This is a genomic window from Lelliottia sp. GFLA7 (genome assembly GCF_056490165.1).
Window position 1 is genome coordinate 70081 of sequence record NZ_JBWLAQ010000011.1, and the last position, 13979, is coordinate 84059.

Below are 13979 nucleotides of genomic sequence, written 5' to 3' on the forward strand. Positions count from 1 at the left end.
CGGGCATAAGTGCTGATTTTATGAGGATAAACCTTGGGTTTTGCTATCTGGCACGCGATTATTCAGCGTATCGTCGAGTTTTTTATGGTCCAGCTCTTTCACCCATTTCGCTACCACCACGGTGGCAACGCCGTTACCGATTAGGTTGGTCAGGGCACGGGCTTCAGACATAAAGCGGTCGATACCGAGAATCAACGCCAGACCCGCAATCGGCAGGTGCCCGACGGCCGAAATGGTGGCTGCCAGCACGATAAACCCACTGCCCGTCACACCCGCCGCCCCTTTTGATGAAAGCAGGAGCACCACCAGCAGGGTTATCTGATGGAAAATATCCATATGGGTGTTTGTCGCCTGGGCGATAAACACGGCGGCCATGGTCAGATAAATCGATGTACCGTCGAGGTTGAAGGAGTACCCGGTCGGTATCACCAGCCCCACGACCGATTTACGGCAGCCTAGTTTCTCCATCTTATCGAGCATACGCGGCAGCGCCGATTCAGAAGAGGACGTACCCAGCACGATCAGCAGCTCTTCGCGGATGTAGCGGATAAATTTGAAGATGTTGAAACCGGTCGCGCGTGCAATCGAACCGAGCACCACCACCACAAACAGAATACAGGTGATATAGAAGCAGATGATCAGCTGGCCGAGCTGAATCAGTGTCCCCACGCCATATTTACCAATCGTAAAGGCCATCGCCCCGAACGCACCAATTGGTGCCAGGCGCATGATCATATTGATGATGCCGAAAATGACCTGCGAGAAGCTTTCAATCACGTTGAAAATCAGCTGGCCTTTGCTGCCCAGGCGATGCAGGGCAAAACCAAACAGCACGGCGAAGAGCAGCACCTGCAAAATGTTGCCGCTGGCAAAGGCACCAATCACGCTGCCGGGAATCACATCCAGCAGAAACGCGACGATGCCCTGATCTTTAGCCTGTTCGGCATAAATCGCGACCGCTTTGGCATCCAGCGTGGAAGGATCAACGTTCATCCCCGCACCCGGCTGCATCACGTTCACGATAATCAGGCCGATAATCAGCGCAATAGTACTAACGACTTCGAAATACAGTAGGGCAACTGCACCGGTACGACCGACCGCCTTCATGCTTTCCATGCCAGCGATTCCGGTCACTACGGTACAGAAGATAACGGGCGCGATGATCATTTTGATGAGCTTCACGAACGCGTCGCCAAGCGGTTTCATTTGTGCGCCCAGTTCAGGATAGAAATGGCCAAGGAGAATACCAATGGCAATCGCTGTCAGAACCTGAAAGTAGAGACTTTTAAAGAGTGAGGTTTTCATAGGGTGTCCTTGGAAAGAAAAACCACAGGTTTTTTATGGGTAAGACTCACCTGCGGCTTTAAAATAACACCCGTAAAACAGGACAGAAATGAACACACGTCAAAATTGAAACAAAAATGTTAAGAAATTAGAGCTGACTCGAACAAGCCAGCAACAAACTTACACTTTTGCGGGCGTGTTTTCGGCTGTGAGATAACGTTTTTCAAATTCATCAGACGGCACGGCGCGAGCAAATAAGAAGCCCTGACCACTTTCGACACCCGCCTTCGCCAGCCAGTCGCGCTGGGCTTCCGTTTCGACACCTTCAGCAATCACATGCAAATCAAGGCTGCGCGCCATCTGAATAATGGCTTCAACCATGCTGCTGTCGTCTGGCAGACCGTCAACAAAAGTCTTGTCGATCTTCAGTACGTCGACGGGCAGCGTTTTCATGTGCTGGAGCTGGCGCAGCCCCGCGTAGCCCATGCCAAAATCATCCAGCGCAATGCGAATCCCGGCATTACGCAGCGGTTTCAGAATCGCCACCGCTTCATTTGGGTCGTCAATACGACGGCTTTCTGTGACTTCGAGGGTCAACGTGTCGGGCTTGATCCGGTAGCGATTGATCAGCTCCAGCATCTCCGACACCATCGTCGGGTGCATCAGCTGTAAAGCAGAAAGGTTGACCGACAGCGGCATCTCGATGCCGCGTTCCTGCCAGGCAGAAAGCTGACGGCACGACTCTTCCAGCACCCAATAACCCACTGTCACCATCAGCCCGCAGGATTCAATCCGCTCAATCAGCCCTTCGGGCAGCTCCCAAGAACCATCCGGCTGTTGGACGCGTAACAGCGCTTCGGCGCTCTTCACTTCGCCCGTTTCAAGATTGACCTGCGGCTGCAGCCAAAGCGCGAACTGATTATTATCCAGCGCGGTGAGAATATCGCTCTCTTCCGTCAACCGCCGCTGCGCCTTTTCCATCTGCTCCGGTTCGAAGAACTGAATCTGATTTTTGCCTTTGCGACGGGCGGTAAAGGCCGCGGAGAACGCACGTCGATACAGTTGTTCTGCCGTCAGATCGCCGTAATACATCGCCAGACCGATACTGGCGCTCGGACGCAGCTGAATGCCCTGCACCGGCAGACGCTCATTTATGACAGTGAGTACTTGCTGACCTAACGTAATGGCGTGCCACGGCTCTTTCACTCCGTGGGCGAGAATCACAAAATCGTAGCCGCTCACTTGGGTGAGGACCATTCGTGGCGCGAGCACCGATTTGATTTTTTCCACCAGCGTCAGGAGCAGCATTTCGCGCTGACTCTCTTTCAGCACGCCGGCCGTGTCCTGCAAGGTTTCACAGGCGATAGCCATCAGCGCCGTGGTCTGCTGACGCGCGACGGTTTGTTCCAGTAACGCCATCAGGAAGGCTTTGTTTGGCAGCTCAGAGACTGGGAAACGCGTGGCGTTGCTGTTCAGCTCATCCTGGTGGCGCAGCAAGCGCTGCTGGTTAATGTTGTAACTGCGCACCAGCATGCCGATTTCGTCGTCATGATGCAGGCGCGGCAGGGAAAGCTGATGTCCCACCTGGTCCTGCGGCGAGAGATTATCCAGCTCACGGGCAATTTTGCGCAGCGGATGGACAATCAAACGGTTGATACACCAGGTCAGCGCCACGCTCAGGATCAGTGTTAAAAGTAAGTAAGTAGTTACTAACGTCGAGACCCAACTCATCACGAACTTGTGCATCCGATACGCGTCCGCCTGTAGAACCAAATAGGCTAACGGCTGCGGATTGGCAGGGCGTTCAAGGGAGTAAAGCGGGAGCGAAATCTGCACCGGCAGCTCAAACATCCGCATGATCATCATCGGAACCGGACGCTCGGGAATAAAGCTCATCCGCAGCGCCTGGAATTGATTGGGTAACACCACATCCGCCCGGCTGACAATTCCTGCAGGTTGAATGCGCTGTAAAATGGTTTCTGCCTCGGGGATATCCCCTTTCAGAATGGCGGCCGAGAGCGGTAAACGAACCGAACGGGCGATACTTTCCAGTTGTGAAGCCGTGTTGTAGCGATTCTGCTGTACGGAATGAAACAGCAAAATAACGCAAAATATGAAAACAAACACCATAGTGACGGCAGACACCATCGCCATTTGTTTGATCGTTAAAGAACGGCTGACACGCAAATTGACTCTCCACAAACCCGAAGCATAGCGTAACAAAACGTTACCCTATTGCCGCCAGAGTATACCCGATTGCGACGAATTTAAGAGAGTCTAAGATTTCTATTAAGGATAATTCCGGTTACCAGTCCGCGTAAGGTGTGAGCGGTTCCGGCGGTAAGTCCATATCGCCCTGCCAGCCTGCAGCGGAGTAGCGCACGTAAAGCAGCGCATGGCTCGGGGTATAATCCTTCGCCTCCTGAATATCGACGCCCAAACCGACAAACCAGTTTGACGTTACGCGACGTTCCACAATCGCCCGCGCGGTATAGCCGGTTCCGGACGAACTGCTGCCCTCTTCCGGCTCGCTTCTGTCGCCGTATCGTCCCGGTTCATTGGTCGGGATCAGCCCCTGAATCGGGTAGCGCATCCCATCTTTGGTTTTGGAATGCGACCATGAGACAGAACCGCCCAGTTCCCATGACCAGTTTTCGGTGCGTTTACGCCAGGTCACAGGCACCGCAAAGGAGACGTACTCCTGCGGGCTGTAATAGCCGCCCTGACCCAGCGAATAGGAACTCAAATCTTTGTCGTAATGCCAGAGCATATTCGACAGCCCCACCGTCAGGCGTTCGTTGTTTTTGTTGATAATCTTGTAGTAATAGCCGGTCATCCAACGGATGCGCCAGTTATCCTCAACGTTTTTGCCCTCGAGCGCGTCCATGTTCAGACTCGACCAGATGCCGTTGGCTTCGCCTTTGTCATAACTAATGCTCGCGCCGCCACCGGTGGCACGCACGCCGCCCCATGTGGTGCCGGTGTTAGGATCTTTTTGTCCGGCAAACGCCAGCACGGAGCTGGAGATCGGCCGGCGATGGGCGTTAACGGTATAGCCAATCGGCCCTAAATCATTGCTGTAGCTCAGGCCGCCCACCACGTCGACGACGTTAAAGCCCATTGGCGTGGTGCCAATGTCCATCGCCCAGGTTTTGTTTTCCCAGCCCACCGCCACGCTCGCGCCGTTTGCGCTTTGATTGGTACTGCCGTGACATGGCGTTCCGGCGCACGTGCCCCATTTGGGATCGTAAGTCCCATCTTTGGTCTCAAACGAACCGGCGTTCATATTCACCAGATCGCTGCGGAAGAACATCCGTCCGTCGGACAGCGGCGCATCGACATGCAGCATGGTGGTGTGTGCTTTCAGATCGGAATACCCGCCGGTCCCGCTGGAGCCCCAGTAGTCATGCTGCAGCGTGACGTTGAGATCCTGCTGTTGATAGAGATCGCCCGCATCGCTGCGCACGCCGCGCTTAAGCCAATCGTCTTTTTCGTCATTTCGCGTCAGACGCGTAAAACTGTCGTTATCTTCAGGGCGCGTCGGGGTGATACCGGACGCAACCATCGCATCTTTATAGCTTTCTAGCGCCTGTTGCGGCTGGCCGTTACTGGCCTGGAAACGTGCTGCATCGCGCAGCACCAGCGCGCTGTCCATTGACGGCGGCTGCGATTTTGCCTGCGGAACCAGTTTGCTGAACGTATGCTCTGCGGCAGCTGTGTCGCCCAGCTCAGCCTGCGCCAGCGCAACGCGGCGCTGCATATTCACCGACGGCGGCTCGCTATTTTGCCCGGCGGGCAGTGTCGCCAGCTGTGCGCGTGCAGCGTCTTTATCGCCTTCAGAAAGATAGACTTCCGTCAGGCCAAGAATCGCATCAGTGTTTTGCGGTTCACGCTGCAAAACAGTGCTGTACGCGGCTTTGGCTGAGGCCCGATCGCCCCGCTGCTGCGCCCAGTCTGCCAGCGTTAAGTCGATACGCGTGGACTGCGGCTGCTGGCGTAATAGCGTTTCCGCCTCGCGCTCCTGGCCGCTATCGCGCAGGCGGTTGGCGGTTTCCAGCACCTGATCGCCTTGCAGTCGGTCAGCCAGTTCCTGAATATTGCCGTTCCATTTATCGCGTGAAAGCGTGTTGAGATGCGCCAGCGCGGCACGATCCTGATTATTGCCCGACAGATACAAACCGTAGGCATAAACCTGTTCCGGATCGCCCGGTTTTTGGCTCGCCAGCTGGCGCATCAGCGTATCCGCCTGGCTGCGCTGCCCGGCGCTGTAGAGATCGCGTGACAGACGATAGGTTATCCACACGTTGCCTGGATCGAGCGCCAGCCGACGGCGCTGAATTTCAGCCGCCTGGGCAAAACTGCCCAGGTTTTCCAGCTGTTCCGCCTGCTGCGCGAGCCGGTCGTTATCCAGACTGCGCTGGATATCATCGATGCTGCGACGCTGGCTGGCGGTAAGTGACTGGATAAACTGGTCGGCTTTTTCCGGTGATTGTGCGCGATAAATATTGGCCAGCCCGCGTACCGCGTTGCTGTTGCCGCTGTCCATGCGCAGCGCCTGACGATAAAAACGCTCGGCGGCGGCGTTATCTTTGCGTGCAACCGCCGCATCGCCCAGACCAAGCACCGCATAGCTGTCGGTATTGTCGATGTTGCGCGCCTGCTGATAATGACGTTCAGCCTGGCTAATATTATTGGCTTTCAGCGCGGCATCGCCCTGCTGAATCAGCAGCCAGTAGCGGTTGACCTTCAGCAGACTGTCCCATTTCCCGCGGTTATCGCTTTGCGGATCGAGCGCGATCGCCTTTTCAAACTGAGTGACCGCTCGCGCACGATCGCCGCGCTGGGAATACGCTTGCCCCAGCGCGCCCACGGCTTCGCTGTCGGCATGATTGGCGCTCACCGCCTGCTGTAGCTCGGCAACGGCTTTGCCGCCCTGGCCTGCTTCAACCGCTGCCAGCCCTTCGGCTTTGGCACGGAACGCGGGATCGGCTAAGCGTTTTTGCTGGTCATCCAACTGCGAGCGGGCTGCGGTGACGTTATCGCCCGTGCTGAACACCTGCAAATAATCCTGTAAGGCTTTGACGCTGGCGGCACTCACCGGCGCATCTTTGATCTGCTGATACCAGAGGTCTGAAGCGGCATCACGTCCAGCGTTGGATTTCGCCATTTGCCGCAGTACCGCAAAGCCTTCATCGCTGCGCCCGCTCTGGAACAGAAGCTGCGCCAGCGTGTTTTGCAGCTGCGTATCGCCAGGGCTGGTGAGATTAATTTTTTTGAGCTGGTTGATGGCCTCCACGCGACGTGCAGGATTCTTAGCGACAACGGTCCAGTATTCCGTCGCCAGTGCATCGTTTGGCGGATTACCAGCGAAGATTTTGTCGTAAGCGTCAATCGCTTCCTGCGTATGGCCAGTGGTCGCCAGTAAACGCGCCTGCTGTAATTCCTGACGCCCTTCTGGCGTCGAGAGCAACATGGCGTTTTGCGAAGCCTTATAAGCACTCGAACTCGGCGCGATACCCTTCAGGCGATCCAGCTCTTTTTGCGCGCCCGCATTATCGCCCTGACGCAGCAGATAGCGGAATCGCGCGGCGATCACGTCCGGATTATTCGGGTCGATCAGCTCCAGACGATAGAGCGACTGGCGTACCAGATCTTCGCGTTGCGTCGCTTCGCCCAGCCGAACCTGTTCCAGCAACTGTTTTTGCTGGGGAGAGTTGGCGGCCTGCGCCAGCGGCATCAGCGTTAAGCCAAGCGATAAACTGAGTAAACTTAATGAGAACTTGCGCATTCCTGGCCCCAGTCAGGGTGTAATTCACCCTTTGCGGTGAAGCGAAAACGATGCTGATCCCATCCTTGTCCGAACAGGGTCAGCACGTAGCTGTAATAGGCGTCATTGCCGGGAAAATGGTCGGCGACGCGCTGGCGTTGCACCGCTTGTGCATCACGGTCTTGTAAAAACGGCAGCAGCGAGGCGGAGAAACCGACCGGGCCATCGCCTGTGGGTTTACCGCTTGCGACATCAACCTTCTCCGGCGGGACGCCATTTTTTGTTGTGAGCGTCGCCATCGGTTTAAAACGTGCCAGCAGTCTGGCTTTTTGCGGATCGCGGTCGTTCATCATGCCCGTCCAGAGATACACGCGAATCGCGTCGTAACTGCCGATAAAGGTTTTTTCTGGCTGCAATTGCCAGCCTTTTTTTTGCTGATACTGCACCCAGTTGGGCGCAAATCCTTTTGGCGCGGTTTCCAGCAGCAAACGCAGATTCGTCTCGCGAAGTGTGGTCCACGGCGCGCCAAAGCGGGTGAAATAGTTCGCCAGCTGCGGCGGGAGATAGCTGGGGTTAAAGCGCCAGGCTTTCTCCTCGGTAAAACCGACGTTGCCGGGCAGGAGCATCAGCCCTAAACCCGGAACTTTGATCACTTCTTCGCTGGCGATGCGTTTTAGCAGCGCTTTGCCGGTGGCGGTGTATTGCGGCGCTTTCCACAAACGCCCTGCTTCCAGCAACGACCAGGCAATCCAGATATCCGCATCAGACGCAGAGTTTTTGTCGATCACCGCCCAGGTATCCGCATCCTTTTTTCCCCACAACCAGGCAGGCAGATGCTGACTCAGGGAGCCCTGGGCGAGATTGTCGCTCGTCCAGGTCAGCAGTAAATCGAACGCTTTGCGATCGTTGGCGGCCAGGGCAAAGAACAGCGCATAGCTTTGCCCTTCCGAAGTGCTGATTTTCCGCGCGTCACTGGGATCAATCACGCGCCCGCCATCGCTGATGTAGTCCTGTTTAAACTGCTCCCACGCGGGCCAGCTACAGGCCGCACGCGCATTCGCTGCCGCCAGAACCAGCGCGACCATCATCCACCCGCGAAGCGCGTTCATCGTCCGTTACTCGTTTTCCGAATGGAGACGACGACGGCTGATGATTCGCAGCAGACGCCACATCACCCACGCCAGCAACACCACGCTGATGGCCGCAAACACCGCCAGCAGAACCGGGTGATTGGACAGCGCATACCAGACGCGCTCAAACCACGGCAAGTGGCCGACATAGTAAACATCCCCCACGCGCAGACTGTTGACGCCAGACTCACGAATCACCGCCACGGAACCGAACATCGCCGCACGCTTGCCGCTGTCATTCATCGCCATGTTCAGCAGCTCATACCCGCGTGGGCTGTCCGCCAGCAGGGCAATGACGCTGCGCTGTTCGTTGTACGGAGACTGGAACCCGACAATCGCCGCCATTGGGCCTTCCGAGCTGACATTCGTCTGCACGCTGGCTTCGCGATCGGCGTTATCCGGCATGATGCTTGGGAACGTCGTCTGACGCAGCGGCGTGTTGACCCAGGATTCTGTCGCCTGAACCAGCAAGTCGATACGTTTGTCGTCTTTCAGTTTTTCCGGAATGTTGCCGATCACCATAATATCGGCGTCTTTGTTCTGAATCTGGCTGCCATCATCGGTCAACGTGACGTTAATGGCCGGTAAACCGGTTTGCGCACCCACTGCCGCCATGGCATCCAGCAGAGTAGCGATCTGCCCTTCGTTTGGCGTTTTAGGCATCACAACAATGGATTCTGACAGATCGGCCATGCGGCTGAACGGGAAGCTGGCGTTCGCAAACGCGCGCAGATCCGGCAGCGCAATGAAGTGATAGTACTTCGAGAAGTCGATCGTCGAATCATCGCCGATAACCACATGATTCTGCACCGGCTGGAAAGTAATACAGTTATCCACCGAGCCACCCGGCATCGGGTTCATGTACTGGAAATCAAAGCGTAGCTGGTTGACCGCGCCGAGTTTCAGCGCCGGAATCGAAACGTCCGTTTTACCGTCCAGCAGGCCTTGCAGTACCGGCAGACGCAGCAGCAGCTTGTTGGTGTCCTGGCTGCTGGTCAGCGGGAAGGATTGCAGGAACTGGTTGTTCAGGCTGATATCCATCCGCGAGCTGTCTTTGGTTGGCGGCGCGGTGTAACGATAGTTCAGCGCAATATCAATCCCGTTGCTGCGCAGCAGGTACATATCCGGCGGCAGATTCAGCGGGACGTTAATCGCTGACGGCTCAAGCCCCGTGGACTGAAGCTGCTCTTCATAGGTTTTCAGCTCGCCAAACGTCACCGCGCGGTCGGTGCGGATCCAGTTTGGCGCATCGTACGGTTTACGCGCCAGCAGCGGTTTAACATCGCCAATGGCAACGCTATTGCCACGGAACAGGACGTTGCCCTGAGCAATCCCTTTCGCGGCTTGCACTAAATCTTTATCGTCGCGGCCAAAGACCACCAGCAGTTTCACATACGGTTTGTCCGGATGATTCACCATTTCGACCACCGGGCCTTTCACATCAGGATGGTCGCGCAGGAATGATGGGCGTTTGTCGTTGGTGGCAAACACAATGGCGTTGCGATCCGGCAGTTTGTCGAACAGCACCGGGAAGCTCTGCCCGCGCCAGCCTGAACGGGAGCCAAACCACGAGGTGACGATGGTGGCCGCCTGCTGCTGGGTAATATCCGGCGAACCGGCAAAGACAACCGGCAGATTCAGCTCGCGGCTGTCACGCGGATCAAAGAACGGCACCGGGAACGCGGAGAGATCGTTTTTCACCGCCAGCGTCTGGTAAGTCATGCTCAGCGAGGAATTGCGGCTCACATCCATCCACAGCGTGCTGCTGGCCGGGTTTTCGCACACGTCGCGATAGTGACCGACAAACTCCAGACGCACGCGGTTAAAATCGGTGATAAACAGCGGATTAATCGGCACCTGCGCCAGCGTTTTTTTGCCCAGTTGCTCTTTGGTGACCGGCAACACGCCCATCAGCTCATCGTTGAGATAGACCTTAAGCTGGGACTGAACCGGCAGCAGAGACGGCGATGGCGTGTATTCGAGATTCAGCAGGGCATTCGACACCACTTCATCGCTGCGCATCCCAAACTCAACGCCGCCATTCGGGTTGATGCCGCGCAAAATCATGCTGCCCGGCGGCGGTGCGATCTGCGCAAACGTCAGCTTCACGTCACGTGACGGCGTGTTTTCAGCCACGATAGGCGCATTCGCCCCGTTAACGCCCGGCATCACCTGCCCAACCGCCTGCGCACCTGTCGGCGTTGCCGGAAGGGTGTTGCCCTCGGTTGGCTGATTTGGCACCACGTTTTCAGTTTGCATTGGCGCTGCGGTGACCACCGGATCGGTCGCTTGCGCGACGACAGGCACGGTCGGTGCAGGCGTTGCCGCCGTATTTTCAGGCGCCGCTTGAGCCATCATCGCGGGCAGCGCACTCATCCCAACCGCCACTGCACATATCCAGGAAAGTTTTCTTTTCATCGCGTTATCATCATTGTTGAGCCATAACCGGGTCCGGTTGCTGTATCGCCTCATCTCGCTCAGGACGACGAGGGATAAACGACACCACCCAGGAAACCAGCGAGGTAAGTGACCGGAAAATTATTTTCACTGACGGCGGAGCAAATTCTGCAAGATGGCGATAACCACGGAACCCCAACTTCAGAATATCCAGCAGGCTTTCCAGCGGTTTATCTTCCGGGAAGCTGTCCTGCCAGAGCGCCCACGTATCCGCGCGGGCAAACGTACACTGCACAAAATCGATATGTTGCTTCTTAGTGAGCGGCATCAATTGCAGCCCAACTTCATCCCCCAAAACGCGGACCACCTGCGTCGGGAAGACATACTCCTGCTGGCCGCGCTTGAGCAGCAATTTCACTTTTTGCCCCTCCAGCACTTTTGCCTGGCCGTTGATCTTGATGCCCAGACCGCCGTCCGAGAAGTCCTGAACGGTGCAGGAGAAAAGATGCCCATCTTCGCGGGCAATCGCTGCAGGCATGGAGATTTCGACGCGATGCGCGCGGCGCACCTGTTTACTCTCCACCGACACCGCCACTGCGCCGCCGAGGATAATCAGGTTGTAGAAGACCCACGCGAGGCTCACGATCACGGTCAGCATTTCGCTTTCCGGCCCGTAGAAATAGCGCCAAATCCCCACCAGCACCCCGACAATATTCAGCAGTACGAGGAAAATGTACGGACGGGAAATCACCCAGTCGACATACTCTTCCTCCACCAGGCCACCTTTTGCGGTAACGTTAAATTTGCCTTTGTGCGGGTTGATCAGCGCCACCAGCGTCGGCGGCGCGATGTACCACGCCAGCACCGTTTCGTAGATTTCACTCCAGAACGAATGGCGATATTTGCCCTGAATTTTTGAGTTCGTCAGGCTGGCGTGAATCATGTGCGGCAGCACGAACAGCGCGATCATCAACGCCGGGGCAAAGATGATGTACGCATGCAGCAGCAGGAACGCCAGCGGCGCGGTCAGGAAGATCAGCCGCGGAATACCGGACAAGAAGTGGAACATGGCGTTGAGATAACACAGGCGCTGCGCCATCTTCAGCCCTTTGCCAAACAGCGGGTTATCGAGGCGGAAAATCTGCACCATCCCGCGTGCCCAGCGAATACGTTGACCAATGTGCGCCGACAGCGATTCGGTCGCCAGCCCCGCAGCCTGCGGAATACGCATGTAGGCGGAGGTATAACCGCGACGGTGCAGACGCAGCGAAGTGTGCGCATCTTCGGTGACGGTTTCGACCGCGATGCCGCCGATTTCGTCCAGCGGAACGCGTCGAATCACCGCGCAGGAGCCGCAGAAGAAGGTCGCATCCCACATGTCGTTACCGTCCTGCACCAGCCCGTAGAACAGCGTCCCTTCGTTCGGCGTTTTGCGGAACCGACCCAGATTGCGTTCAAACGGATCGGGCGAGAAGAAGTGGTGCGGCGTCTGCATCATCGCCAGCTGTTTCTCTTTCAGGAACCAGCCCATCGTCATTTGCAGGAACGAGCGCGTCGGGACGTGGTCGCAGTCGAAGATAGAGACAAATTCGCCCGTGGCGTATTTCAGCGCATTGTTAATGTTCCCGGCTTTAGCGTGCTCGTGCGTGGTACGAGCGATATATTCCACCCCGACGCTCTGCGCAAACTGGCGAAACTCTTCGCGACCGCCGTCGTCGAGGAGCCAAATCTTAAGCTTGTCTTTCGGCCAGTCGATGCCCAGCGAAGCATAAATGGTGTTTTTCACCACGCTCAGATCTTCGTTATACGTCGGAACAAAAATGTCGACTGTCGGCCACACACGCGTGTCTTTCGGCAGCGGAACCGGCTGGCGATTCAGCGGCCACACGACCTGGAAATACCCCAAAATCAGGACAATCCACGCGTAAGTTTCGGCAAACAGCAGCACCAGGCCACACACCAGACTCACCGGGTCGTCCCAATTCAGCGTGGAAGTGTAGCGCCACCAGATGTAGCGGCAGGAGACGGTCAGCGACAGGACAATCAGCATCATCGCCGAGAAACGCCCCGGAATACGGCGCACCAGCAGCGCTACGCCCCACAGCAGCATCAGGAAGATAAACTGCGCGAGCGGGTTAAAGGGCTGAGTAATGCACACCAGTGCCAGAATAAGCGAGAAAACGACGATGATGCCCAGAATAAAGCGGCGTAATCCGGGATGCAGATGCCCCAGCTCTTTCTCGCTCTCAAGATGGCGGGTCTGATTTCTGACGCGGTCGGGCAGGTTTTCGAGCCACTGATGGTAGCGGCCACGCAGATTTTTAAAGCCGCCCATGCCGCGCCAGCGCGGTTCGGTTTTTTCTTTCTTAGCAGACGTGGCAATCAGCCACAGGGCCTGAATCGCGTAACGCGCAGGATCTAACGGCCTTGGCCTGTCAGGATTCAGATGCGGATACAGTTCGTGATGGCGTGCGCGAATACGCTGCCAGCGTGGGTGTTCGAGCGGGATAAAAATCCAGGCCAGGACCATCCAGAAACAGCCGAGCGCGGCGCTGAAGGGCGACGCGCCATGACGGCGGTAATTCCGGTAACGCTCGCTTAAACGGGCGCTGACCGGCGGGATGAGTAACCAGGCGGACGCGCGGCTCATGGGTGGCTCCTACCCGGTTCCGGACGTCCGGTATAGTGCAGCAGACACCAGTTGGCCAGCGTAAGGATCTCTTCGGCTGCCAGCGAGTCACCGCGATATTCACCCAGCGGTTGTTTTGATGCCAGGCATTCTGCAATCGCTTCGTCACGATGGACGATCATCGGCAGCAGACGGCGCTGGCTTTGCAGCCACACCTGATACAAATCATCCTGAATTTGGCTGCCGATACGTAAATCATTGATCAGAATATGTGCGCCCGCGGGCAGTGCCTGTTGATGCAGGCGAATATGGCAATTGGCATCGGCATTGACGATGGTCAGCATGTGGTCGCAGTGTTCGATTAACTGGCGAGTCAGCGGAGAAAAGCCGTTTGGCAGATCCAGCAAAATCCACTGGTAGTGGCTTTTTTCCTGCAACAATTGCAGGGCATCCGCAAAATATCCCAGCGTACCAAAACGGGTGTGCAGCGATTCCATCTCGCTCACGGTCAATTGACCAAACGGCAAGATATCAAGCTGCGAGGTATAACGTTGCGCGGTATCACGCCAGTCGCGGCCATCAAGCAGCGCGCGCGCCCAGCCGTCGGAGACGTCATAATCGACGTTAAAAGACATGCGCAGCAAATTATCAGGGCAGGCATCAATAACCAGGACGGATTCACCTAATACCTGTAATGACCATCCCAGCGCCGCTGCGATAGACGTCGTGCCTACACCGCCACGAATGCCCTGTAATCCGAGTATGGCCATCA

7 protein-coding genes are annotated in these 13979 nt (G+C 56.5%); all 7 read right to left on the reverse strand.

What is annotated here, in order from left to right:
• Positions 1–18: 18 nt before the first annotated feature.
• The 7 genes from AC07RN_RS19625 to bcsQ all read right to left on the reverse strand — a co-directional run bounded on the left by AC07RN_RS19625 (position 19) and on the right by bcsQ (position 13977).
• A complete protein-coding gene (locus AC07RN_RS19625) occupies positions 19–1305 on the reverse strand; it encodes a dicarboxylate/amino acid:cation symporter (protein WP_015960885.1) in 1287 nt (428 codons plus the stop codon).
• Positions 1306–1464: 159 nt separating this feature from the next.
• A complete protein-coding gene (hmsP, locus tag AC07RN_RS19630; protein WP_478337100.1) occupies positions 1465–3471 on the reverse strand; it encodes a biofilm formation regulator HmsP in 2007 nt (668 codons plus the stop codon).
• A gap of 118 nt (positions 3472–3589) precedes the next feature.
• The gene (bcsC, locus tag AC07RN_RS19635; protein ID WP_478337101.1) at positions 3590–7072 is read right to left on the reverse strand and encodes a cellulose synthase complex outer membrane protein BcsC; all 3483 of its coding nucleotides are present in this window, start codon (positions 7070–7072) and stop codon (positions 3590–3592) included.
• Positions 7054–8160, reverse strand: a complete 1107-nt coding sequence (gene bcsZ, locus AC07RN_RS19640; protein ID WP_478337102.1) for a cellulose synthase complex periplasmic endoglucanase BcsZ — start codon at positions 8158–8160, stop codon at positions 7054–7056. Before bcsZ ends, bcsC begins: the two co-directional genes overlap by 19 nt.
• A 6-nt stretch (positions 8161–8166) precedes the next feature.
• Positions 8167–10599: a cellulose biosynthesis cyclic di-GMP-binding regulatory protein BcsB gene (gene bcsB, locus AC07RN_RS19645; RefSeq protein WP_478337103.1), complete on the reverse strand. Its 2433-nt coding sequence runs from the start codon at positions 10597–10599 to the stop codon at positions 8167–8169.
• Between the two features lie 10 nt (positions 10600–10609).
• Complete coding sequence (gene bcsA, locus AC07RN_RS19650) at positions 10610–13228, reverse strand: UDP-forming cellulose synthase catalytic subunit (RefSeq protein ID WP_015960890.1); 2619 nt, start codon at positions 13226–13228, stop codon at positions 10610–10612.
• On the reverse strand, positions 13225–13977 hold the full coding sequence (gene bcsQ / locus AC07RN_RS19655) for a cellulose biosynthesis protein BcsQ (RefSeq protein WP_015960891.1): 753 nt from the start codon (positions 13975–13977) through the stop codon (positions 13225–13227). The genes bcsA and bcsQ overlap by 4 nt, the downstream gene beginning before the upstream one ends.
• Positions 13978–13979 lie beyond the last annotated feature (2 nt).

Coding starts and splice junctions, on each gene's coding strand:
- AC07RN_RS19625 (WP_015960885.1), bottom strand. CDS start 1,305: ATGAAAACCTCACTCTTTAAAAGTCTCTACTTTCAGGTTCTGACAGCG.
- bcsC (WP_478337101.1), bottom strand. CDS start 7,072: ATGCGCAAGTTCTCATTAAGTTTACTCAGTTTATCGCTTGGCTTAACG.
- bcsZ (WP_478337102.1), bottom strand. CDS start 8,160: ATGAACGCGCTTCGCGGGTGGATGATGGTCGCGCTGGTTCTGGCGGCA.
- bcsB (WP_478337103.1), bottom strand. CDS start 10,599: ATGAAAAGAAAACTTTCCTGGATATGTGCAGTGGCGGTTGGGATGAGT.
- bcsA (WP_015960890.1), bottom strand. CDS start 13,228: ATGAGCCGCGCGTCCGCCTGGTTACTCATCCCGCCGGTCAGCGCCCGT.
- bcsQ (WP_015960891.1), bottom strand. CDS start 13,977: ATGGCCATACTCGGATTACAGGGCATTCGTGGCGGTGTAGGCACGACG.